Below are 21,355 nucleotides of genomic sequence, written 5' to 3' on the forward strand. Positions count from 1 at the left end.
TGAGCCGGCAGGCGGTGTTCCACGGTTGCGCCATCGCTGGCAGGATCGCCCCGGCGCGCGCGAGGGCCGCGCGACCGTCGACCGGGGGTACCGCGATGACCGCCGAACCGTCCGCCGCACCGTCCGCCGCGCTGCTGCGGGCCGCCCTGCTCGCCGTCGCCGCCGCACTGGCCGGTGACCGGCAGCCGGTGCTGGTCCGGGAGTGGGCCGATGCCCTGGAGCTGCACGGCGAACCGGTCGGGTACCGGTACCTCGCCCTGGTCGGCGTCGAACGCGGACCGGCGGAGAGCGGGTTCGACCGGGTGACGGAGGCGCTCACCGAGGCCCGCTGGACGGCGCACCGTTGGAGCGGTCCCACCGGGGGCACCGGTTGGGCGACCGCGAAGCGGGCGGGACTGGAGCTGACGGCCCATCAGGGCCGGGGCGTCGGGGTGCTCACCCTGGGCGGCCACACCCCCGTGGTCTTCGTCCCGGGCCGGGAGGGCCTGCGCCAGCCCCTCTACACCCTGAGCACCGGCCCGGGCGTGCTCTGTCCGGACTGCCAGGGCTGGGGCATCTGCCTGATCTGCGAGGGCACCGGCCGCAGCCACTCCCCCGGCAGCTTCGGCTACGGCCGCTGCCAGTGCTGGGCCGGCCAGGCCGGCCCCGGCCGCTGCGTCGACTGCGCCGGGCAGGGGCGGATCACCTCCTACTCGCCGCCCTGGACCCGCCGCGGCCACGGCCTCCCCGACAGCGCGGTGGCCCGGTCCGCTCCCCGGCCCGAACCCACCCCGGCCACCGCCCTCGACGCGCTGGCCGACGTGGCCCACCGCCCGTGCGCCTGCGGCGACCTGCGCTGTCACTGGCAGCTCGCCCGGACCCGCACCGAACTCCGGATCACCGGCCCCTGCCAGGCCTGCGCCCGCCCCCGCAGCTACGCCTTCGCCCCGCCCCCGGCCCGCTGACGCCTGCGCCACTGCCGCAGCTGCATCACCAGCTCCAGCACCGTCAGGGCCAGCACTCCCCCGGCCAGGGCCGTCCACTTCCAGGAGTACCCGGCCCGCTGCCCCAGCAGGGCACCCGTCATCAGCAGGCTCCCGAAGACCACCCCGAAGACCGCCAGCACCATGTTCACCCGGTAGATCATCGGCCCATCATCGACCACCGCCGTCGCCCGCCCGCAGGCGCCCCCGGACTGTCAGAATCCCGCCATGGACCACCTGATCACCCTGGACGCCGCCGGACGGATGGTGCCCGCCGACCGCCCCGCGCTGGAGCGGTACGTGGCCGAGCGGCTCGGCGGCACACGGGAGTTGCGGAAGGCCGGGGTCGGCCTGCTGGCCCTCGGCCGCCTCCCGGAGGCGCTCACCACCCTCGAACGCGCCCTGGCCCACGCCGAGGGCACCGGCCGGGTGGCCGTCCGGATCAACCTCGGCGACGCCCACCGCTACGCGGGCGACCTCGCCGCGGCCGAGCCGCACTACCTGGAGGCCCTCCGGCTGGCCCGCGCCGACCACCCCGAGCTGACCCACTACTGCCTCCAGCACCTCGGCAAGCACCGCACCGACCAGGGCCGCCTCCCGGAGGCCCGGGCCGCCCTGGCCGAGGCCCTGACCCTCCGTCAGCACCTCGGCGACCCCGCCCTGGTGGCCTCCACCGAGGCCGCCCTCCGCCGCGCCGGCACCACCGGCTGAGATTCGCCGGTCCGTCCGCCGGACTTCACCTCCCGGGCGCGATCGACCCCTAGGCTCCTCCGACAGTGTCCACGACAAGAGGAGCACCGCATGGCCCACCGCACCGCCCGGCGCACCGGCACCCTGCTCGGCGCCGCCCTCCTCGTCCTGGGGCTCCCGGCAACCGCCGCGCGGGCCGACTCCCTCCCCAACCTCCCCCAGCGCGCGGGTGGTCACGAGGCCTCGTTCTCCCCCGCGTACGACTACGACACCGACGGCTGCTACGCCGTCGCGGCCATCGCCCCGGACGGGACGCTCAATCCCGGCCTCAAGACCAGCGGTGCGGTGAACGGCAGCTGCCACGACCAGTCGGACCTGGACCGCTCGCAGACCTACGCCCGCTCGAAGTGCAACAACGGCTGGTACGCGATCGTCTACGCCAGCTACTTCGAGAAGGACCAGACGGTGAGCGGTTGCTGCGGTCACCGCCACGACTGGGAGCACGTGATCTCCTGGGTCGACCAGGCGTCCGACCGGGTGGAGTACCTGACGGTCACCCAGCACAGCGGCCAGACCACCTACCCGCGCTCCGCCGTCCGTTTCGACGGCACCCACCCCAAGGTGGTCTACCACAAGGACGGGCTGCCGGCCCTGACCCACCTGTTCCGCCTCGCGAACGCCAACGACGAGCCGCCGGAGAACCACTACCACTCCTGGCGCCAACCCCCGATCGTGGACTGGAACGGCTGGCCGAGCACCGCCCTGCGCGACCGGCTGAACAACGCCGACTTCGGGTCCGCCACCATCAAGACCACCGACCGGGACGACCGCTTCCGCGCCCTGCTGAACGCGTCCAGGCCGGCCGGCATCGCCTTCGATCCGTGGGCCTGAGCCGGCCCGGTTAGGATCCTTTGACGGGGCGTCGACAACGGGGCCCCACCACGGGACGGGGGTTCTCATGCGCGTGAAGGGTTTCGACCACCTGGTGCTGAACGTCGGGGACGTGGAGCGCTCGCTGGCGTTCTACACCGGAACGCTCGGGCTGGAGCCGGTGCGGGTGGAGGAGTGGCGGGCCGGGAAGGTGCCGTTCCCGTCGGTGCGGGTCTCGGAGGGGACCATCATCGACCTGTTCGCCCGGCCGCGGGAGGCGTCCAACGTCGACCACTTCTGCCTGGTGGTCGATCCCCTGGACTGGCAGGAGGTGATCGGCTCCGGCGCGCTCGACGTGATCGAGGGGCCGGCCGGCCGCTACGGGGCCCGGGGTGACGCCCAGTCGGTCTACCTGAAGGACCCGGACGGCAACACCGTCGAACTGCGCTGGTACCCGCAGGACCGGTAGGAGACGGCCCCCGGGCGCCCGCGCCGCTGCCGTGGCGGGCCGGTGGGGGCGGTGGTCTGCTGGGAGCGCGGCGGACCACCGCCCCCCACCGCTCCCACCGAGAGGCAGCAGCACCGTGAGCGACCGCACCGCCAAGCCCCTGATCGTGATCACCGGCGCCAGCTCCGGCATCGGCGCCGCCACCGCCCGCCGGATGTCCGCCCTGGGCCACCCCCTCCTGCTGCTGGCCCGCCGGCTGGAGCGGCTGGAGGCGCTCGGCCTGCCGCAGGCGCTCTGCCGCAAGGTGGACGTCACGGACCGTCAGGCGGTGGCGGACGCCGTCCGGGAGGCCGAGCAGGTGCACGGCCCGGCCGACGCGATCGTGAACAACGCCGGGGCGATGCTGCTGGGCCGGATCGCCGACCAGGACCCGGACGAGTGGGAGCGGATGGTCGACCTCAACGTCAAGGGCGTGCTGTACGGGATCCACGCCGTGCTGCCCGGCATGCTGGCCCGCGGCCGGGGCACGATCGTCAACATCAGCTCCGTCGCCGGCCGCAAGACCTTCCCGAACCACACCGCCTACGTGGGCACCAAGTTCGCCGTGCACGCGATGTCGGAGAACCTCCGCGAGGAGGTCGCCCCGGCCGGGGTGCGGGTGGTGGTGATCGCCCCCGGCGCGGTGGAGACCGAACTGCTCTCGCACACCACCGACGAGCGGATCAAGCAGGACTACCAGGTCTGGAAGGAGTCGGCCGGCGGCGCCCTGGACCCGGAGGCGGTCGCCGGGGCGGTCGCGTACGCGTACGGGCAGCCGCAGCAGGTGACGGTGCGGGAGGTCGTGCTCGCCGCCACCGGCCAGCAGGGCTGACCGGGCCGGAGGCGCTCAGCACCCCGAGCGGCGGTCGGCCGGGCCGGGGCGCTCAGCAGCCCGAGCGGCGGTCGACCGGGTCCGGCGGCTGACGACGCAGCAGATCCTGGCAGACCGTCAGCAGCCGGTCCACGTCCGCCGCCCCGGTGGCGGCGCCGACCGAGGCCCGGACGGCGCCCTGGGCCCGGAGCGGGAGCAGCCGCAGGTAGTCGTCCACGTCGGCGAGCCCGGCCGGACCGGCTCCGGCCAGGGCGGTGCGGACCACCTCCGGCGTCAGGCCGTTCTCCTGCTCGGCCACCCCGGGGTTGCAGAAGCAGCCGGTGCGGATGCTGATCCCGGCGGCCGAGGCGGCCCGCTGGCAGAGCCGCTCGTCCAGCGGGCGGCCGTCGGGTCGGAGCAGGTGAAAGGTGACGGTCGGGCCCCGGGCCTCGGTGTCGGCGGGCCCGACCAGCCGGACGCCGGGGCTGCCGTCGGGGTGGCGCAGCCCGGCCAGGCCGTCCAGCAGGCGGGTGGTCAGCCGACCGGTGTGGTGGCGCAGGGCGGGGTAGCCGAGGGCGGTGTGCCAGCGGGCGGCGGCGGTGACGTCGGGGAGCGAGAGGAAGGCCAGGGTGCCGTCCTCCAAGCGCTCGGGGGCGGGGGCGGGCAGGTGCCAGTCGGTGTGCGAGGAGGAGGCGAGCACCGTGCCCCCGGCGAACCACGGCCGGCGCAGCCCGCCGAGCGCCTCCCGACGGGCGATCAGACAGCCGACGCCGCTCGGGTATCCGGTGATCTTGTACCAGGAGAGCGCCGTGAAGTCGGCCGGCACGGCCGCCAGGTCCAGCGGCCCGGTCGGCAGGTAGGCCGCCGCGTCCAGCAGCACCCGCCACCCCCGGGCCTGCGCCACCGGCACCCACTCCAGCGGGTGCCGCACCCCGGTCGCGTTGGACTGCGCGGGGAAGGCGAACAGCCCGGGCCCGCCCAGCCGCTCGGCCTCCGCCAGGGCGTCCAGCAGGTCGGCGGTGCCGGTGCGCAGCTGCGGCCCGGGGGCGACCACGGTGACCGGCGCCCCGGCCGGGCGGGCGTAACGGCGGATGCCCAGCACCGAGTTGTGGTCGTCGCCGAGCATCAGCAGGCCGCGCTCCGGGCCGAACGGGTACGCCTCGGCGACCAGCCGCAGCGCGCCGGTCGCGTTCGGGGTGAAGACCACCACGTAGTCGTCGGCCGGTGCCCCGCAGAAGTCCAGCACCGCCCGGCGGGCCTGCTCGGCGAGCCGGGTGGAGAGCCCGGAGGCGGGGCTGGCCGAGTGCGGGTTCCCGTACACCGCCGAGGCCAGCCGCTCGGCGTGGCCGCGCACCAGGGAGAGCGGTGGCAGCGCGGCGCCGGTGTAGTCGAGGTAGGCCTGCCCGGAGGCCTCCAGGTAGGGGAACTCCTCCGCCCGGAGCGCCGCGAAGTCCCGCCCCCGCAGGACGGCGCCCCCCGTGCCGGGGGACCTCGGGTCCCCGTCGGAGCCGGCCATGGCCACTCCCTGCCGCCGCTGCCGCGCCCCGGAGCGCCGCCGTGGGCCGGGCCTCCGGGTCACCTGGCTGGTGTGCTGCCATCCTCCGGCCGTTGCCGGGCCCCTGCCACTCCAGGAGCCCGGCGGGCCCAACCTCCGCCGCCGGGGCGGTACTTCGGATCAGCTGCCGGAGTGCTCCGGCTGCGGCTCGCCGTAGACGTCGTTGGCCAGCCGCCAGCGCATGGTGTCGGTGCCGTCGGCCTCGATGTGGGCGGCGAGGTGGCGGTGCACCGGCCCGGGCAGCCCGGTGCCGTTGGCCTTGCTCCACTCCAGGTTCGCGAACAGCTCGCTGGCACCGTCCAGTTGGGCCGGAGTCGGCCGGTCCGCGAGGGCGGCCAGCACCAGCGCCGGGTCCTCCGCCAGCAACTGGTCCTCGACCGCGATGTCGAACCACCGCAGGCCGCCGGTGGCCTCCCGGGCCGGCGCCCCGGCCCAGGCCAGCAGCAGCGGGATCCGCTCGGCTGGGGCCGGGTACCGCTCCCGGGTCAGCGCCCGCAGCCGCTCCCGGGCCTCCGACAGACCCGCCGACCAGTCCGATCCGCTCGCGCCCGGCGGCCTGGCCACGTCGACGGCCGCCTCCGCCAGCCCCGGCGGGGCGGCGGCCAGCCAGCGCCGGATGCGTCGCTCGTCCTCCGCGTCCCCTGCCTCACGTGCCCGCTCCACTTCGCGGGAGCCGGTCAGACCGCGCCCGGCCAGCCAGGCGCTCAGCGCCGGGCCGTCCAGCAGCGCGGCGTCCGTGTCACCGAGGCCCCGCAGACTCCGCTGGTGGTGCAGGACCAGCTCCGCGATCAGCTCGCCGGCCTCGTCGTGCACCCGGACGGTCGGCCAGCCCTGGCAGCGGCAGCGGTCGCCCGTCCCGCCGTCGGCCACGGCGAGCAGACCGCCCAGCTCAGCGATCCCGGCACCGGTCAGCACCGTCCGCAGGTGTCCCGGATCGTCCGCCTCCCCCGGCGGTGCCTCGATGATCTCGACCCGTCCCGCCCGGCCCAGCACCTCCCGCAGTCGTGCGTCGGTCGGTGCGCCCTCGAACCCGCTCATGATCCCCTCTCGTCCGGTCCGGCCCCGCGAGGTTACCCGTCGGCGGCCGACAGGTGCGCTGACACTCCGTCAACTCCGTTCGGCCGTACGGTCAGCCGCGTGCGGAGGGCCGTCGTTCGCACGCCACCATACGGAGCATGACGTCCACCGGGACCGCCCGGTTCTGGACCGCGTCGCCGGCCGTCTCCGGGTCCAGCAGCAGGCCCACCAGGGTCCCGACGGGCAGCGCCGGGTGCCGCCGGGCCAGCGCCCGCACCGACGCGTCCCCGTCCGCCAGCAGCCGGGCCGCCGTCCCGGCCACCAGCCGGGGGTCCTCGGCCGCCCGGAGGCGCACCAGCGGGCTGGGGTCGTCGGCGAAGCGCTCCGCCAGGGCGGCGGGGGCGGCCGGGTCGTCCAGGGCGAGCAGCCGCATCCGGGGCTCGGCGTGATCGGCGAACCGCAGCAGGCCGTCCCGGGGGAAGTTCGGGTGGCTACGCGGGCGGCCCGGATGCGAGAGGCTCCCGCTCCACCAGGTCCAGACGCCCAGCAGCACCTCGGCGGGGGTGTCCTCGCAGGACTCGCTGAGGAACAGGTGCACCACCCGGTCCTCGTCCTCGGCCAGCACCCGCAGCACGTCCTCGGGCAGGTGCGGCGCGCGGGCCACGCTGCGGCGGATCCACGCCTTCGGCGAGGCGGCCAACTGCCGCATGGCGTCCGGATCGTGATGCAGGGCGCGGACCCAGTCCAGCTCGTAGGTGACGTGCTCCGGCGTGATGTCCGGGACCGCCTCGCAGAGCTCGGCGATCCGCTCCGGCGCCGGAGCCGGGTCCGGGGCCGGGGTCCGAAGGTGCCGGGGCGCATGGTCGGCCGCCAGCTCCGCCACCAGGGCACGGTGCGCGGGGCTCGTCCTGGCCTCGATCGCCAGCTGCCACTGCGCGGGGGTGAGCCGCCAGCTGTCCACGGCCCGTCCCCAGACCTGCTTGGACGGGTGGACCGCCGCCGCGTCCATGACGCCGGGCGGGAGATCGGCCCGGTGGAGGAAGCCCGCACGGTCGACGTCGAACAGCGCCAGCAGCACCTCCGCCGGGGCACCCCGGTTGAAGCCGAGCGACTCCAGCCAGACGCGCACCAGCCCGACCGGCGGGGCCGGCGCGAACAGCGCGGCCCAGGGCTCCCCGACCTCCTCCGCGGGCACCGGCCGCTACCCCTGCACAAGCAGGTCGGCGAACGCGCGGACCCGGGCCATGGTGATGCCCTCGCGCTGCTCGACCGCCAGCGGGTGGCCGGTCGGCTCCAGCTCGATCAGCGGGCGGGTGCCGACGGGCTGGGTGAGCACGTGGCTCTTCAGCAGCAGGGTCGGCTCGGCGTACGGCAGTTCGGTGCAGAGCCAGCCGAAGTACGGCGGCTCCTCGACCCGGGCCGGATCGTCCCAGCGGTCGTACATCCGGTCGAAGCTCGCCCGGCTGAGGGAGACCCAGACGCCCCAGTCGAAGTCCTCCTCGGCGTCGAGCACCGGCAGCCGGAGCACGCCGCGCACGTAGAAGTGCTCGTCCTTGATCACGCACTGCTCGCCGGTCAGGAAGCTGTCCCGCCGCACCGCGTACCGGCGCTTCCAGCCGGGCGGAGGGGAGGCGGGGGCGTAGGCCATCGGCGGGCCGTCGTGGCGCTCGCCGCAGCAGGCGCAGTCGTGGGTGTGCTGACCGGGGGGCATGAGCGGTGAGCTTACGCACCACCGACCGGCAGCACTGACTGGGGGTCGTGCAGGTACGGCTCCCAGGCCAGCTCGGCGGCGCCGACCAGCCCGGCGTGGGTGACCTCGGCGGGGACGATCGGCACCCGGCCGCTGCGGCCCCAGAGGCAGCGCTCGGCGACCACCGAGGCGAGCCGCTCGGGGGCGGCGGCGAGCAGGTCCAGGTGCAGGCCGCTGAGCACGATGCGGTCGGGGTTCAGGATGTTCACCAGCCCGGCCAGGCCGAGGCCGAGCCGGTCCACCACGTGGTGCACGGCGGGCCGGGCGGCCGGGTCGGCGGCCAGCCCGCGGGCCTGGGCGAGCAGCGGGCGGTCCGGGTCGGGGGTGCGGCCGGCGGCGGCGTACAGGGCCTCGGGGTCGGTCTCGGAGTTGAGGCAGCCCCGGTTTCCGCAGATGCACCGGCGGCCCTGCGGATCGACCGTCAGATGACCGACCTCCAGGGCGAGTCCGGCACTGCCGGTGTGCAGCCGGCCGTCGATCACCAGGGCCCCGCCGACCCCTCGGTGGCCGGAGGTCACCAGCAGCACGTGCCGGGCGCCGCGCCCGGCGCCGTGCCGGTGCTCGGCGAGGGCGGCGAGGTTGGCGTCGTTCGCGACCGAGCTGGGCAGCGGGCTCAGCGCGCGCGGCCCGTGGTCGGCCTTGCGGATCTCCTCGGCGTACAGATCGGCCACCGGGGTGCCGCTGGGCCAGGCGAAGTGGAGTGCGGCGAGCGCGGTGCCGTCGGGTTCGGTGACGGGATTGGGCAGGGCGAGGGCCGCGCCCAGGCAGCGCCGGGCGGAGGCCCGGGCCAGCGCCGCACCGGCCTCGGCCACCGCGCGCAGCAGCCGCACCGGGTCGGTGGCGGCGGGCAGCGGCAGGTGCACCGGCGGCTCCAACTGCCCGCCGAGCCCGGCCAGCGCGACGCTGATCCCGTCCGCGTGCAGCTGAGCCGTCGTCACCACCGGGCCGGCCGGGTCGATCGACAGCCGGTGCGAGGGGCGGCCCCGGCCGCCCCCGGCCGGGCTGGAGTCGACGGTGATCAGCCCGAGGGCCTCCAGCTCCGCGCTGACCGCCCCGGCGGTGGCCCGGGTCACCTCCAGCGAGCCGGTCAGCGCCGAGCGGGTCGGTGCCCGCCCGGTGTGCACCAGCGCCAGCGCCGGGCCGAGCAGGGTGCGGCCCCGGTCGGGGGCCGGTCGGCGGCCCGGCGCGGTGGGGCCGTCGGCGGCGGAGCGGGCCAGGGCGGCGGCCGGCGAGGCAGGAGTCCGACGCTCCGCGGGACGGGCCACCGGCCGGCCGGCGCCGTGACCGGCCGGCCGGTCCGCCGAGCGGTCCGCCGAGCGACCCTCCGGACGGTCCGTCAGGTGATCCGGCTGGTGCTCCGTCAGGCGGTCGACCGGGGGACGGTCCGGGGAGGCAGGCGGGTTCGGGCTTGATGGCGTGTGCGGCACTCGTCTATTGTGCTTTTGTGCCGCTGGTAAACAAAATACGCGCCCACTCTTCCGCCCTCGATCACCCGGCCGGCCCTGCCCGCAGCTCCTCCTGGCCCGCCGCCCGTACCGCCCTCACCGCGTTCTTCGCCGTGGACGGCTTCCTGTTCGCCTCCTGGGTGGTCCGCATCCCGGACGTCCGGGCCCAGGTCGGCGCCTCGCACAGCGCGCTCGGTCTGGCCCTGCTCGCCATCTCCGCCGGAGCGGTGGCCACCATGGCGCTGGTCGGGCGGCTCTGCCTGCGGTACGGCAGCCGCCGGGTGACGGTCGGCTCACTGGCCCTGCTCAGCCTGGCCGTGATGCTGCCCGCGCACACCGCCTCGGTCTCCGTCCTCGCCGGTGTGCTGCTGCTCTTCGGGGCCGGCTACGGCGCGGCCAACGTCGCGATGAACAGCGCCGCCGTCGAGCTGGTCAGCGAGCTCCGACGCCCCGTCATGCCGAGCTTCCACGCGGGCTACAGCCTCGGCGGCCTCCTCGGTGCGGCAGCCGGCGGGCTGCTCTCCGGGGCCCTGTCGGCCGCCTGGGCGCTCGCCCTCGGCGGGGTGCTCGGCCTGCTGGTCACGGCGGTAGCCGGGGCGGTTCTGCTGCGCGCCCCGCAGGCGGCGGTCCGCCCGGGTGAGGCCGAGGGCTCCGTGCCCGGAGCCACCCCCGGCGCCCACCCGGCCCGGCACGCCCGGCTGCTGGTCGTCCTGCTCGGCCTCACCGCGCTGTTCACCGCCTACGGCGAGGGCGCGCTCGCGGACTGGGCCACCCTGCACCTCACCGACGACGTCAAGGTCGGTGCGGGCGCGGCGGCCACCGGCTACGCGGCCTTCGCCTTCGCGATGACCGCCGGGCGGCTCGGCGGCACCTGGCTCGCCGTCCGGCTCGGCCAGACCCGGGTGGTGCTGGCCGGCGGCCTGACCGCCTGCCTGGGCATGCTGGTCGCGGCCTTCGCCCCGACCCTGGCGGTCGCACTGGCCGGCTTCGTGCTGGTCGGCCTCGGACTGGCGAACGTCTTCCCGCTCGCCATCGCCCGGGCCGGCGCGATCGGCGGCCCGCAGGGGGTGGCCACCGCCTCCACCCTCGGCTACGCGGGCATGCTGGTCGGCCCGCCGGTGATCGGCTTCCTGGCCGACGCCACCTCGCTCCCGGTCGCCCTCACCACCGTCGCCGCAGCCGCGGCCCTGGCCGGCGTCCTGGCCCTGGCCACCCGCCCCCGCCGCACGGCCTGACGGCCCGTCGGTCACACCGGGCCGAGGGACGGCGCCACCGCCCCTCGGCCCTGCCGATCGCCCGGAGCCGGGGCTGGGGCCGACGGACCGTCAGGGAACCTGCGTGCGGCGGCTCCGGAGCTCGACGGCACGACCCGCTCCCGGCCCCGAACGACGCCACCCCGCGAAACCCGACGATCACCCCCGGGCCGAACGAGCGGAGGGGACGGACAACCCGACGGGACCACCGTTCCTCGGACCCGCCGATCCCCCGGACCCGCCCGACACCTCCCGGCCGAGCCCGACGAGTCAACAGGAGCGGCTGGGCAGCGGCACCCGGGGGCGGTAGCACGGACGGCCCGTCGATCACACCCGGGCCGGACGGCCGGACGGCCGGATGGGCGGGCTGGCGGGCTGGCGGGCTGGCGGGCTGGCGGGCTGGCGGGCTGGCGGGCTGGCGGGCTGGCGGGCTGGCGGGACCACCGTTCCCCGGCCCTGCCGATCGCGCGGCTCCGGGCCCGCCACCGGCACGGAGCCAACCCGGGCCGGAGCCGACGGACCGCCAGGGAACCTGCGTGCGGCGCGACCCGTCCCCGGACCCGCCCGACACCTCCCGGCCAGACCCGACGAGTCATCAGGGGCGGCCGAGCGGCGGCGCGGACGGCCTGCCGGGGCCTCCCCGCCCCGCCACCACGCCGCAGCGAGAAGCACCGGTCGGAGCCGGCCCACCGTCAGGTCACTCCCCGTCGGGGCGTCCGATCCGGAACGCCTCCAGCTCCACGCCGTACCACCGCGAGGTACGGCCGAGGCCGGTCATCCCGAGACGGCGGCAGACCGCCATCGAGGGTTCGTTGCCCGGGTACACCACCGCGTGGATCTCCCGCAGGCCCTCCCCGAAGCCCTTCGCCAGCGCGCCCCGGGCGGCCTCCGTGGCGAAGCCGTGGCCCCAGCTGTCGGGGTGGAAGTGCCAGCCCACCTCGACCTCCCCGCCACCGCTCCCGTCGCCGTCACCCTCCCCGACCGGCAGCGGCAGCGGCAGCGGCAGCGGCACCAGCAGGACCGAGCCGGCCACCACCCCGGTGTCCCGGCGCTCGACCGCCCACACCCCGTACCGGGGGTCCGCCGACCGGGCCCGGCAGCGTTCGAGGAACGCCTCCGCGTCGGCGGGCCCCTCCCAGGCCCGGGGCGTGCTGCCGAGCCACCGTGCCACCTCCCAGCGGGAGTAGGTGTCGAGGGCCCGGGCCAGGTCACCGTCCCGCTCGCCCCACTGCCGCACCACCAACCGGTCCGTCTCGAAGACCACCGCCACCGCCGCCACCTCTCGCCGCAGGAATCCGAACGGGCGTCATGCTGCCGCAGCGAGCGCCCCGCCCGCCCCCGAATTCGCCACGGCCACCGGCAGGAAGGCCTCCACCAGTGCCACGAACTCCGCCTCGCGCTCGAAGAACAGCACGTGCCCGGCGTCCAGCTCCGCGTACTCGACGCGCTCGGCGGCCGGCAGGGCACCGGCCAGTGCCCGGCTGTGCCCGACCGGGACGGTGGCGTCCTGGGTGCCGCCGACGACCAGCACCGGGGCGGTGATCCGGGGCAGCAGGGCACGGACGTCGACGGTCAGGTCGAGCTCGACGTGGCGCAGGGTGCCGGGGGTGGGCGGCATGTTCGGCACCAGCTGCTCGACCTGCTCGCGGCCGATCCCGTTCAGGAAGCCCCGGCTGAAGCCGGTCATCGTGACGTGGCGGCCGAAGGCGTCCGAGTCCGGGACCAGCCGGCCCACGGTCCGCCAGACAGTGAACAGGTTCCGCAGGTACTCGTCGCTCTCGGTGTGGGCCCAACCGGCCACCAGGACCAGCCGGTTGACCAGGTCCGGCCGCAGTGCGGCGACGGCCGCCGAGACCGGGGCGCCCATCGAGAAGCCCAGCAGGTCGACCGGGCCGCGCCCGGCGTGCTCGATGACCGCGATCACCTGGGCGGCCAGGCCCTCCACGGTGAGCGGGCCGCCCGCGTCGGTGGTGCGGTCGGTCCCGGACAGGTCGGGGGTGAGCACGGTGCGGGTGGCGGCGAACAGCGGAGCGGTCCGGCCCCAGGTGACGGCGGCTCCGGCCGAGCCGGTGCCGTGCACCAAGAGCAGCGGGACGCCGGGGGCGGTACCGGTGACGTCGTAGTGGACCAGGGCGTCGGTGACGGGGACGACGGGCATGGTGACGGCTCCTCAGGTGGTGCGGTGATCGCTGACGGGAGAGACTCTGCCGCGCGGCCGGAGCCCTGAGGAGAGCAGCGCTTACCCTGGGACCGGCGGTCCCGGTCTCCGGCCCGGCACCGCCGCCACCAGCACCGACGGCAGTGAGGCGAGAAGATGACGACGGTTCAGGTCCGGCTGCTCCCGGCCGCACGGCGCGCTGCCTCGCCCTGGCTGAACGGCGGTGGCATCACCCGCGAGGTGGCCGGCTTCCCGGACGGATCGGGGCTGGCGGACTTCCACTGGCGGGTCAGCCTGGCCGATGTCGCGCAGGGCGGCCCGTTCTCCCGCTTCGAGCGGGTGGACCGGGTGATCACGGTGGTCGAGGGGGCCGGGATGGCGCTCACCGTGGACGGCGCCGAGCACCGGTTGGCCGAACCGTACCGGCCGTTCGCCTTCTCCGGCGAGGCGGCCACCGACTGCCGGCTGCTGGAAGGCCCGGTGGTGGACTTCAACGTGATGACCCGTCGGGGGAAGGCCTCAGCCGAGGTGGAGATCGCCGACTTCCAGCGGGACCTGACGGTGCCGCCGGACGCCTCGGTGCTGCTGGTCTGCCTCACCGGCACCGCCGAGCTCGGCGCGGCCGGGGTCTCGCTGGAGCGCTACGACGCCGCCCTGCTGACCGGCGCCGGCGAGGAGCAGCTCCGGGTGGACGGGGTGGTCGCGGTGGTCACCTTGCGCGCCTGATCCGGCAAACCGTCTGGTCTGGACCACTGCCGCGCACGGCGGCAGACTCCGGTGGATGAGCGTCGAGTTCCCCGTCCACCGGTTACAGGTGCCCCAGCCGCAGGTGCTGCCGTTCGCCCTCGGTTCCTTCGACACCATCGGAGAGCTGTCCAGGGCCGACTTCCCGCACCGGCACACCTTCTACGAGATCGTCCACGTCACGGGTGGCAGCGGCACCCACGTGGTGGATCTGGCGCACTGGCCGCTGCGCCCGCCGCAGCTCTACGTGGTGGCGCCCGGCCAGCTGCACCACTGGGAGCAGGCGGACGGCCTGACCGGCCAGGTCCTGCTGTTCGACGAGGACTTCCTGCTCTCGCACCCGGAGGACGTCACCGCGCTGCGCACGCTGGCCACCCGCCCCTGGCTGGACCTCGGCCCGGCCCGGGGCGAAGTGGCAGCGCTGTTCGGCGAGTTGGAGCGCGAGTACCGCACCCTGCCGGACGGCTACGCCGGGGTGCTCCGGTCCTTCCTGCACATCCTGGTGGTCCGCGCCCTGCGGGCGGTCCGCACCGCCACCCCCGGCGGTGGCGCCACCGCACCCGGCCGGGCGGCCGAACTCGCCGCCGCCTTCGGCCGGTTGATCGCCGAGCCGGGCCGTTCGGTGGCGGACTGCGCGCGTGAGCTGGGGGTCTCGCCGGGCCACCTGCACGAGTTGGTGAAGCAGGCCACCGGCCGCACTCCGGGGCGGCTGATCCGCCAGCGGCAGACCATGACCGCCAAACTGCTGCTGGCCCGCACCTCGCTGACGGTGCGCCAGGTGGCCCGGGAGAGCGGCTTCGAGGACCCGGCGTACTTCTGCCGCTTCTTCCGCCGGGAGACCGGGATGAGCCCCGGGGAGTTCCGCGGCCGGGCGGCCGAGCCGGGCGGCTGGGGTCCGCAGCGCGGCGGGGCGGACGGTGAGGGCGGCGGAGAAATTCACCACGATCCCCGGATAGCGTCCATCGCGGCGCTCCCCGACGGGCCATAAATTCACAGCTGCCCGCCCGTCGGCTGTCATGACCGCGCCCCCACAGCGGTCATGCCCCCACCCCGGAGGTACCTCCGCCATGACCCCGAAGCACGACCCCGAGCAGCCGGAGACCGAATCCGACCTCGGCCAGCGGCGGTTCAGCCGCAAGACCATGCTCAAGGCGGTCGCCGTGGCCGGCGCCGCGCCGCTCCTGATCGGGACCGGCCGCGCGCTGGCCCGGGACCACCAGGGCACCGGCGTCGCGGTGGAGGCCACCCCGGACTGCGATGACGACGACGAGCCGACCATCCCGCAGACCGAGGGCCCGTACTTCAAGCCCAACTCCCCGCTGCGCTCCTCGCTGATCACCAGCAGCACCCCGGGCACCCGGCTCACCGTCAGCGGCTACGTCTTCGGCTCGGCCTGCCTGCCGATCTCCGGCGTGCTGCTGGACTTCTGGCAGGCCGACGTGAACGGTGCCTACGACAACACCGGCTTCAACTTCCGCGGCCACCAGTTCACCGACTCGCAGGGCGCGTTCAGCCTCACCACGATCGTGCCGGGCCTCTACCCGGGGCGCACCCGCCACATCCACGTGAAGCTCCAGGCCCCCGGCCGGCCGATCCTCACCACCCAGCTGTACTTCCCGAACGAGCCGCGCAACAGCACCGACACCATCTTCGACGCCCGGCTGCTGATGAACGTCCGTCAGGTCGGCTCGGCCAAGGAGGGCACGTACGACTTCGTGCTCAACGTGCCGCAGACCCCGAACCCCTCGCCCTCGCCGACCGGCCCGGGCACGCCGAGCCCGTCGCCGTCGCCGAGCCCGACCGGCGGCACCACCACCTGGAAGGCCGGCACCAGCTACAAGGCCGGTGACGTGGTGACCTACAACGGGGTCAACTACCGCTGCGTCCAAGCCCACACCGCGTACCCGGGCTGGGAGCCGCCGAACGTGCCGGCCCTCTGGCAGCGCGCCTGACCGAGGCCCCTCACGGCCCCACTCCCTCCCCCAGAACCCGGGGCCGGTACAGGGGGGACCCCGGGCGGACCGGCGGCAAACCATTTGCCGCCGGTCCGTTTCGCACGTGATGATCCTGATATGTCACGCACCGCACGTACCTTCGAAGAGCTGGTCGCCGAGGCCGGCGCCGTGTCCGTCGACGGTTGGGACTTCACCTGGCTGGACGGCCGGGCCACCGAGCAGCGCCCGTCCTGGGGCTACCAGCGCACCCTTCGGGCCAGGCTCTCCGACCCGGCCGTGCGGGCCGCACTGGACCTGCAGACCGGCGGCGGCGAGGTGCTGGCCGGGGCCGCGCCGTTCCCGCCGCTGATGGTCGCCACCGAGTCCTGGCCGCCGAACGTCGCCCAGGCCACCGCCCGGCTGCACCCGCTCGGCGTCGCCGTGGTGGCCGACCAGGACGAGCCCCCGCTGCCGTTCGCGGACGCCGCCTTCGACCTGGTGACCAGCCGTCACCCGGTCCGGCCCTGGTGGGAGGAGATCCACCGGGTGCTCCGCCCCGGCGGCGCCTACCTGGCCCAGCACGTCGGCCCGGCCAGCGTCTTCGAGCTGGTCGAGTACTTCCTCGGCCCGCTCCCGGCCGAGGTGCACCGGGCCCGCCACCCCGAGGACGAGGCCGAGGCGGCCCGGGCGGCCGGGCTGGAGGTGGTGGACCTGCGGCCGGAGCGGCTGCGGATCGAGTTCCTGGACGTCGGCGCGGTGGTGTACTTCCTGCGCAAGGTGGTCTGGATGGTGCCCGGCTTCACCGTGGAGAAGTACCGCGACCGGCTGCGCGAGCTGCACGGACGGATCGAGGCCGAGGGCCCGTTCGTCGCCCACTCGGCCCGCTTCCTGATCGAGGCCCGCCGCCCGGCCTGAGTCGCCCGGCCTGAGCCGCCCGCCCGGCGCCTGCCCCGACTGACGACCGCTCGGCAGGCCGCTTCCTCCACCGCCTGACGGCTGTTCAGGAGGCCGCCTCCTCCCCCGGCAGTCGCAGGTCCCAGCCGATCAGTGCGCGCAGCTGCTCGGCGGTGACCCCCTCGGGGATCGCCGTCGGCGGCGCGTGCCGCAGCGGCGGCTGCCAGCCGTCCAGCTCCGACCAGCTGCGCACCACCTTGGCGGGCGCCCCGGCCACCACCGCGTGGTCGGGCACCTCCCCGTTCACCACCGACCCGGCGGCCACCACCACGTTCCGCCCGAGCCGGGCGCCCGGCAGGATCACCGCCCCGGTGCCGATCCACGAGCCGCTGCCGATCTCGACCGGCGCGTTGCGCGGCCACTGCTTGCCGATCGGCAGCGTGGTGTCGTCGTACGAGTGCGCGGTGTCGGTGATGTAGACGTACGGGCCGGTCCAGACGTCGTCCCCGAGGGTGATCGACTCGTGGCCGACCAGGTGGCTGCCCCGGCCGATCACGCACCCGCCGCCGATCCGCACGATCGGCTCCGGCCCGAGGTCCAGCCCGGGCAGGAAGCCGGCCGAGATGGTGACCCGCTCGCCGATGATCGAGAACGGTCCGATGGTGATCCACTGCTCGTTGAAGACCGCACCGAGCGGGAAGGCGAGCTTGGTCCCGTCCCCCAACTCCCGGAAGCGGTACGGCCCCGGGTTCTGGTTGGAGACCGCGCCGAGCTTCTGCACCAGCCCCCAGCCCCGGTGCACCAGCCGCCCGGCGGCACGGCGGCCTCGGTCGCGGACGGTGGCGAGCGGCGAGCGGGAGTTCGACATGCGCCCCACGCTATCGGTCCGCCCGGCCGCCGGGCAGGGCGGAGGGAGCAAGGTCACACCTGGTCAGGGCCGGGGCGCCTTCGCCCCGTGCACCGCCAGGTACTCAGCGGCCGGCCACGGGCCCAGCTCCTCGGTGACGAGCCGTCGGACGCCGGTGCTCCGGTCTCCGTCCCGTCCTCCCCGAGCGCCGCCCGGGCCACCGCGCGCAACTGACCGGCGCGCTCCGGGTCGTACGAGCCCGCGATCTCGGCCGACCGGGCCGGAGCCCTGGTCCAACCGCCCCAGCGCGGCATCACCAGGGCGAAGGCCGTCCGGACGGTGACCCGGCAGCTCCCGCGCACCGTCCCCTGCCCGGCCCGCCAGCGAGCCAGGTGCAGCGGGCGGTTCCCGTTGGTCTCCCGGGCCGGCAGCGAGTCGGGCCGGTAGCGCGGCAGCCCGACGGCCAGGTCGGGACCGAGCAGCGGGGTGCAGAGACAGGCCGGGAACCAGCCGAGCGTCGTACCGCTCCAGGTCGCTCGGCTGGGTCGCGGTGTCGAAGAGCAGGATGCCGACGCCGTCCACCTCCGGCCGGCCTGCGGCGGCGCGGTCGTCGGCGGTTGGTGCAGGGCGAGCAGCACGTCCAGGTCGGAGCGGCCCGCCCGGGCGGTGCCGCGCGGCACCGAGCCGTAGCGATAGGCGCTGTGCAGCCGGTCCGGCCCGAAGGCCCGCCCGATCCCGGCCCGGGCCTGCCCGACCAGCGCGGCGAACTCGGGCCGCCCCCGCTTCGGCCCGCCCTCCCAGGCGAAGCAGCCGTCGGCGTCCGGGCCCTCGCGGTGATCCGTCCGGGCCACGCTGCCTGCCCCGGTCCGACGGCGCGTCAGCCGCCGTCCGGGGTGCGCCCACCGGGCGGGGCACTGGGCGGTGGGCGGGTGGCCCGGGCGAAATGCTTCGTGTTCATCCCGACGTGGGGTTTGGCTCAACTCCCCACCAGGGAGCGGCCGATGCCCCTGATGGTGCGAGTCCGAACCGATCGGCTCGCCGCTCGGAAGGGGAGATCAAGATGCTGCGGAGCAAGCGAGCGCTCGGGGCCGGTCTGCTGGCGGTGGCCCTGGCGGTCGGGACCGGACTGGCCGCGCAGGCCGGGGCCGAGGACCGGAGCGGCGAGCAGCCGGCCGGGTCCGTCCGGGCGGTGGACGGCTACCAGCTGGTGACGCTGCCGAACGCCAACGTCAACAACTTCCAGCGCCGCACGGTGTCCTGCCCGTCGGGCAAGCGGGCCCTCGGCGGCGGGGCCGAGGCGCGCGGCAACGGCGCGGTGCTGGTCGGCAGCTTCCCGACCGACGACGGCCGGGGCTGGATCGGCATCGGCCGCCAGGACGGCAACAACACCGTCGGCATCAGCGTCTTCGTGGTCTGCGCGAACGCCTGACGCACCGGCCGGGCCGGGCGCCGGGCGGGGAGGCCGACGGGCCTCCCCGCCCGGCGTCGCCGTACCGGCTCCCGGGAGGGCACCCTCCGGCGGCCGGAGGCGCGGCGACGGCGCGCAGGGCACTGGTGGGCAGCCCGGTGCCGACGAGAGCGGTGGCGACCGGCAGCGGGGCCCGCTGAACGACCGTCAGCGGCCGGCAGGCCGACCGGGGCCGGCCCCCACGGACCGTCCCTTCCCGGCCGGGCCACCCGCTGCCGGATCAGGAGGTCAGGAGGCCCAGCGAGCCGGGCGGCGCTCCAGGAACGCCCGCATGCCTTCCTGCGCCTCCGAGGAGCCGAACAGGCGGGCGGACTGGGCGACGCGCTCCTCGGTGTCCCGCTCGAAGGAGGCGAGCACGTCCGCCGTGGCGAGCCGCTTGGTCTCGGCCAGGCCCTGCGGGGAGCAGAGCCGGAAGGCGTCCAGGAAGACCTTGAGCGAGGCCGCGACGTCCTCGGCTGCCTCGGTGACCAGCCCGATCCGGGCCGCCTCGGCGGCGTCGAAGGTCTCGCCGGTCAGGTAGTAGCGGGAGGCCGCGCGCGGGTCGAGCCTGGCCCGCAGCGGGAGCGAGATGACGGCCGGGGCCAGGCCGAGCCGGACCTCGGTGAAGGCGAAGGTGGACTGCGGGCCCGCCACCACCAGGTCGGCCGCACCGAGCAGCCCGAGGCCGCCGGCCCGGACGTGGCCGTCCACCGCCGCGACCACCGGCTTGGCGCACTCCACGATCGCCCGCTGGAGCGCGACCAGGCCGCGCGGGCCGACCGTCGGGTCGTCGCCGGTGGCCTCGGAGAGGTCGGCCCCGGCGCAGAACACCTTGCCGGTGTGGCCGAGCACCACGGCCCGGACCCCGGGATCGGCCGCCGCCTCCGCGAGACCCGCCGTCAGCTCCGCCATCAGCCGGGTGGAGAGGGCGTTGCGGTTGTGCGGGGAGTCCAGCTCCAGGGTGGTGACGGCATCGGCGGTGGTGACGCGGACGAACGGTACCTCGCGGGTCATCGCGGCTGTCCTGCTTTCCGACTGAGGGTGTTCCGGACGGTGGGCCGGGCGGCGGGCCGGTGGGCCCGGCCCGGTGACAGGACTCTGACACGCCCACCCGGCCCCCGGCCAGAGCACCGCCGCGATCACGTCGCCGTGGCTCCCGTCACACCGCGGCCCGGCCGGGCGCCCCGCGCACCACCAAGGGCATGGCCAGCCCGGCGGCGGCGAAGACCCCGGCGGCCAGCAGCCAACCGGTCATCCCGAGCGGCAGCACCACCGAGGTGACCAGTACCGGCCCGAGCATGAAGGCGGCGGCCTGGCCGGAGTTGAACACCCCCTGGTAGGTGCCGTGCCGCCCCTCCTCCGCCAGGTCGTAGCCGAGCGCCCAGCCGGCCGCCTGGCTGGTGACCTCGCCCAGGGCCTGGAGCAGCACCGCGCCGACCACCAGCAGGGCGGCGGCCCAGCCGGGCAGACCGTGGGCCAGGCCGAGCACCACCCAGCCGAGCGCGACCAGCAGGCCCCCGCCCCGGAAGACCCGCCCCGCCCCCGCGACGGTCCCGGTGCCCCGGGCGGCGCGCACCTGGAGCAGCACCACCAGCACGGTGTTGACGATCAGTGAGCCGGCCACCAGTACCCGGGGGGCGTCGGTGTGCTCGACGATCCACAGCGGCACGCCGACCTCCAGCAGCGGGAACTGGAGGCAGAGCACCGCGTTGAGCAGCGTGACGGCCAGGTAGCGGCGGTCGCGCAGCACCGATCCGCGACCGCTCCCGTCACCGCCGTCCCGCGTCCCGGCACCCGCGTCCGCGCCGGTCGGCGCGGACGGGATCACCAGCGCGTAGAGCACCGCGACCAAGGCGAAGCTCAGCGCGTCCGCCACGATCGCGGTGACGTAGGCGGCCCGGGTGTCGACGTGCAGCGCCAGGGCGGCGGCCGAAGTGCCCACGCCGATCCCGATGTTGGTGACCACGCGCAGGTAGGCCCGGCCGACCACCCGGGTCTCCGGCGGCAGCACCTCGGCGTAGAGCGCGCTGCGGACGGCGGCCGAGCCCCGGTCGGCCACCGTCACCAGGCAGGCCAGCGGCAGGAAGAGCGCGTAGTCCCGGACCACCGCGTACCCGAGCAGGCCCACCGCCTCCACGCAGACCAGCCCGATCAGCACCGGCCGGACGCCCCACCGGTCGGCGGCCCGGCCGGCCGGGATGCCGGCCAGCACGCCGCAGGCGCCGGCCAGGGTGAGCGCCAGGCCCACCCGGGCGGCGCCGAAGCCGAGCACCCGGGTGAAGTAGAGCACCCCGAGCGCCATGGTCAGGCCGTTGCCCAGGCAGTTGACCAGGGTGATGCCGGCCAGCCGGCGGATCATCGGGTCGGGGTGCAGCAGCCGCTCGCGGAGCGGCTTCCGGGCAGGGGCGGGCGAGGGCCCGAGGGCGGTGGAGGTCATGCACCGATCCCACCGCCTGCGGCCGGGGCGCGTAACTGATTTAGGGTATGGCTG

General features: G+C 75.7%; 23 protein-coding genes. 11 read left to right on the forward strand and 12 right to left on the reverse strand.

The features are described from left to right. Positions 1–95 precede the first annotated feature (95 nt). Positions 96–944 (forward strand): hypothetical protein, encoded by an 849-nt coding sequence (locus tag ACIRBX_RS32505; protein ID WP_402302651.1) that lies wholly within the window; start codon positions 96–98, stop codon positions 942–944. On the opposite strand, the gene ACIRBX_RS32510 is transcribed toward ACIRBX_RS32505, so the two are convergent. Next, positions 914–1,126 (reverse strand): hypothetical protein, encoded by a 213-nt coding sequence (locus ACIRBX_RS32510; RefSeq protein WP_402302653.1) that lies wholly within the window; start codon positions 1,124–1,126, stop codon positions 914–916. The genes ACIRBX_RS32505 and ACIRBX_RS32510 overlap by 31 nt on opposite strands. A 64-nt stretch (positions 1,127–1,190) precedes the next feature. Here ACIRBX_RS32510 and ACIRBX_RS32515 point away from each other — a divergent pair, with 64 nt between their 5' ends. The 4 genes from ACIRBX_RS32515 (at position 1,191) to ACIRBX_RS32530 (ending at position 3,841) form a co-directional block, all read left to right on the forward strand. Next, positions 1,191–1,673 carry a tetratricopeptide repeat protein gene (locus ACIRBX_RS32515; RefSeq protein WP_402302654.1) on the forward strand — a complete coding sequence of 161 codons (483 nt, stop codon included), beginning with the start codon at positions 1,191–1,193 and terminating at the stop codon, positions 1,671–1,673. Positions 1,674–1,763: 90 nt separating this feature from the next. Continuing rightward, entirely contained in the window at positions 1,764–2,543 is a 780-nt protein-coding gene (locus ACIRBX_RS32520) for an NPP1 family protein (protein ID WP_402302656.1), read from the forward strand. 67 nt (positions 2,544–2,610) lie between these two features. After that, the gene (locus ACIRBX_RS32525) at positions 2,611–2,991 is read left to right on the forward strand and encodes a VOC family protein (protein ID WP_402302658.1); all 381 of its coding nucleotides are present in this window, start codon (positions 2,611–2,613) and stop codon (positions 2,989–2,991) included. A 115-nt stretch (positions 2,992–3,106) separates the two neighbouring features. Continuing rightward, a complete protein-coding gene (locus ACIRBX_RS32530; protein ID WP_402302660.1) occupies positions 3,107–3,841 on the forward strand; it encodes an SDR family oxidoreductase in 735 nt (244 codons plus the stop codon). Positions 3,842–3,893: 52 nt separating this feature from the next. Here ACIRBX_RS32530 and ACIRBX_RS32535 read toward each other — a convergent pair whose 3' ends face one another. The 5 genes from ACIRBX_RS32535 to ACIRBX_RS32555 all read right to left on the reverse strand — a co-directional run bounded on the left by ACIRBX_RS32535 (position 3,894) and on the right by ACIRBX_RS32555 (position 9,359). Further along, a complete protein-coding gene (locus ACIRBX_RS32535; protein ID WP_402302662.1) occupies positions 3,894–5,336 on the reverse strand; it encodes an aminotransferase class V-fold PLP-dependent enzyme in 1,443 nt (480 codons plus the stop codon). A gap of 159 nt (positions 5,337–5,495) precedes the next feature. Continuing rightward, on the reverse strand, positions 5,496–6,413 hold the full coding sequence (locus ACIRBX_RS32540; RefSeq protein ID WP_402302664.1) for a hypothetical protein: 918 nt from the start codon (positions 6,411–6,413) through the stop codon (positions 5,496–5,498). Between the two features lie 91 nt (positions 6,414–6,504). Then, the gene (locus ACIRBX_RS32545; RefSeq protein WP_402302667.1) at positions 6,505–7,587 is read right to left on the reverse strand and encodes a hypothetical protein; all 1,083 of its coding nucleotides are present in this window, start codon (positions 7,585–7,587) and stop codon (positions 6,505–6,507) included. Between the two features lie 6 nt (positions 7,588–7,593). Continuing rightward, the gene (locus tag ACIRBX_RS32550) at positions 7,594–8,103 is read right to left on the reverse strand and encodes a DUF2199 domain-containing protein (RefSeq protein ID WP_402302669.1); all 510 of its coding nucleotides are present in this window, start codon (positions 8,101–8,103) and stop codon (positions 7,594–7,596) included. Between the two features lie 11 nt (positions 8,104–8,114). Then, complete coding sequence (locus tag ACIRBX_RS32555) at positions 8,115–9,359, reverse strand: ROK family protein (protein WP_402302775.1); 1,245 nt, start codon at positions 9,357–9,359, stop codon at positions 8,115–8,117. Between the two features lie 227 nt (positions 9,360–9,586). On the opposite strand from ACIRBX_RS32555, the gene ACIRBX_RS32560 reads away from it, so the two are divergent. Further along, positions 9,587–10,822, forward strand: coding sequence for an MFS transporter (locus ACIRBX_RS32560; RefSeq protein ID WP_402302672.1), 1,236 nt, complete (start codon positions 9,587–9,589; stop codon positions 10,820–10,822). Between the two features lie 715 nt (positions 10,823–11,537). On the opposite strand, the gene ACIRBX_RS32565 is transcribed toward ACIRBX_RS32560, so the two are convergent. Beyond that, positions 11,538–12,110, reverse strand: a complete 573-nt coding sequence (locus tag ACIRBX_RS32565) for a GNAT family N-acetyltransferase (RefSeq protein WP_402302674.1) — start codon at positions 12,108–12,110, stop codon at positions 11,538–11,540. Positions 12,111–12,146: 36 nt separating this feature from the next. Then, entirely contained in the window at positions 12,147–12,998 is an 852-nt protein-coding gene (locus ACIRBX_RS32570; protein ID WP_402302676.1) for an alpha/beta fold hydrolase, read from the reverse strand. Positions 12,999–13,154: 156 nt separating this feature from the next. On the opposite strand from ACIRBX_RS32570, the gene ACIRBX_RS32575 reads away from it, so the two are divergent. The 4 genes from ACIRBX_RS32575 to ACIRBX_RS32590 all read left to right on the forward strand — a co-directional run bounded on the left by ACIRBX_RS32575 (position 13,155) and on the right by ACIRBX_RS32590 (position 16,591). Beyond that, on the forward strand, positions 13,155–13,724 hold the full coding sequence (locus ACIRBX_RS32575; protein ID WP_402302678.1) for a HutD family protein: 570 nt from the start codon (positions 13,155–13,157) through the stop codon (positions 13,722–13,724). 55 nt (positions 13,725–13,779) lie between these two features. After that, positions 13,780–14,730, forward strand: coding sequence for an AraC family transcriptional regulator (locus tag ACIRBX_RS32580; RefSeq protein WP_402302681.1), 951 nt, complete (start codon positions 13,780–13,782; stop codon positions 14,728–14,730). 79 nt (positions 14,731–14,809) lie between these two features. Further along, positions 14,810–15,694 carry a carbohydrate-binding protein gene (locus tag ACIRBX_RS32585; protein ID WP_402302682.1) on the forward strand — a complete coding sequence of 295 codons (885 nt, stop codon included), beginning with the start codon at positions 14,810–14,812 and terminating at the stop codon, positions 15,692–15,694. 120 nt (positions 15,695–15,814) lie between these two features. Further along, positions 15,815–16,591 (forward strand): class I SAM-dependent methyltransferase, encoded by a 777-nt coding sequence (locus tag ACIRBX_RS32590; RefSeq protein ID WP_402302684.1) that lies wholly within the window; start codon positions 15,815–15,817, stop codon positions 16,589–16,591. A gap of 85 nt (positions 16,592–16,676) precedes the next feature. Here the strand turns inward: ACIRBX_RS32590 and ACIRBX_RS32595 are convergent, their stop codons facing one another. Next, positions 16,677–17,438, reverse strand: coding sequence for an acyltransferase (locus tag ACIRBX_RS32595; RefSeq protein ID WP_402302687.1), 762 nt, complete (start codon positions 17,436–17,438; stop codon positions 16,677–16,679). Between the two features lie 53 nt (positions 17,439–17,491). Continuing rightward, on the reverse strand, positions 17,492–18,268 hold the full coding sequence (locus tag ACIRBX_RS32600; protein WP_402302689.1) for a nucleotidyltransferase: 777 nt from the start codon (positions 18,266–18,268) through the stop codon (positions 17,492–17,494). 209 nt (positions 18,269–18,477) lie between these two features. Here ACIRBX_RS32600 and ACIRBX_RS32605 point away from each other — a divergent pair, with 209 nt between their 5' ends. Next, positions 18,478–18,846, forward strand: coding sequence for a hypothetical protein (locus tag ACIRBX_RS32605; protein ID WP_402302692.1), 369 nt, complete (start codon positions 18,478–18,480; stop codon positions 18,844–18,846). A 267-nt stretch (positions 18,847–19,113) separates the two neighbouring features. Here ACIRBX_RS32605 and ACIRBX_RS32610 read toward each other — a convergent pair whose 3' ends face one another. Then, a complete protein-coding gene (locus ACIRBX_RS32610; RefSeq protein ID WP_402302694.1) occupies positions 19,114–19,878 on the reverse strand; it encodes an enoyl-CoA hydratase family protein in 765 nt (254 codons plus the stop codon). Between the two features lie 145 nt (positions 19,879–20,023). Next, positions 20,024–21,301: an MFS transporter gene (locus ACIRBX_RS32615; protein ID WP_402302695.1), complete on the reverse strand. Its 1,278-nt coding sequence runs from the start codon at positions 21,299–21,301 to the stop codon at positions 20,024–20,026. Positions 21,302–21,355: the final 54 nt, after the last annotated feature.

Source organism: Kitasatospora sp. NPDC096147 (assembly GCF_044763225.1).
Lineage (GTDB): Bacteria > Actinomycetota > Actinomycetes > Streptomycetales > Streptomycetaceae > Kitasatospora.

Coding starts and splice junctions, on each gene's coding strand:
- ACIRBX_RS32505 (WP_402302651.1), top strand. CDS start 96: ATGACCGCCGAACCGTCCGCCGCACCGTCCGCCGCGCTGCTGCGGGCC.
- ACIRBX_RS32510 (WP_402302653.1), bottom strand. CDS start 1,126: ATGATCTACCGGGTGAACATGGTGCTGGCGGTCTTCGGGGTGGTCTTC.
- ACIRBX_RS32515 (WP_402302654.1), top strand. CDS start 1,191: ATGGACCACCTGATCACCCTGGACGCCGCCGGACGGATGGTGCCCGCC.
- ACIRBX_RS32520 (WP_402302656.1), top strand. CDS start 1,764: ATGGCCCACCGCACCGCCCGGCGCACCGGCACCCTGCTCGGCGCCGCC.
- ACIRBX_RS32525 (WP_402302658.1), top strand. CDS start 2,611: ATGCGCGTGAAGGGTTTCGACCACCTGGTGCTGAACGTCGGGGACGTG.
- ACIRBX_RS32535 (WP_402302662.1), bottom strand. CDS start 5,336: ATGGCCGGCTCCGACGGGGACCCGAGGTCCCCCGGCACGGGGGGCGCC.
- ACIRBX_RS32540 (WP_402302664.1), bottom strand. CDS start 6,413: ATGAGCGGGTTCGAGGGCGCACCGACCGACGCACGACTGCGGGAGGTG.
- ACIRBX_RS32550 (WP_402302669.1), bottom strand. CDS start 8,103: ATGCCCCCCGGTCAGCACACCCACGACTGCGCCTGCTGCGGCGAGCGC.
- ACIRBX_RS32570 (WP_402302676.1), bottom strand. CDS start 12,998: ATGCCCGTCGTCCCCGTCACCGACGCCCTGGTCCACTACGACGTCACC.
- ACIRBX_RS32575 (WP_402302678.1), top strand. CDS start 13,155: ATGACGACGGTTCAGGTCCGGCTGCTCCCGGCCGCACGGCGCGCTGCC.
- ACIRBX_RS32580 (WP_402302681.1), top strand. CDS start 13,780: ATGAGCGTCGAGTTCCCCGTCCACCGGTTACAGGTGCCCCAGCCGCAG.
- ACIRBX_RS32585 (WP_402302682.1), top strand. CDS start 14,810: ATGACCCCGAAGCACGACCCCGAGCAGCCGGAGACCGAATCCGACCTC.
- ACIRBX_RS32590 (WP_402302684.1), top strand. CDS start 15,815: ATGTCACGCACCGCACGTACCTTCGAAGAGCTGGTCGCCGAGGCCGGC.
- ACIRBX_RS32595 (WP_402302687.1), bottom strand. CDS start 17,438: ATGTCGAACTCCCGCTCGCCGCTCGCCACCGTCCGCGACCGAGGCCGC.
- ACIRBX_RS32605 (WP_402302692.1), top strand. CDS start 18,478: ATGCTGCGGAGCAAGCGAGCGCTCGGGGCCGGTCTGCTGGCGGTGGCC.
- ACIRBX_RS32610 (WP_402302694.1), bottom strand. CDS start 19,878: ATGACCCGCGAGGTACCGTTCGTCCGCGTCACCACCGCCGATGCCGTC.
- ACIRBX_RS32615 (WP_402302695.1), bottom strand. CDS start 21,301: ATGACCTCCACCGCCCTCGGGCCCTCGCCCGCCCCTGCCCGGAAGCCG.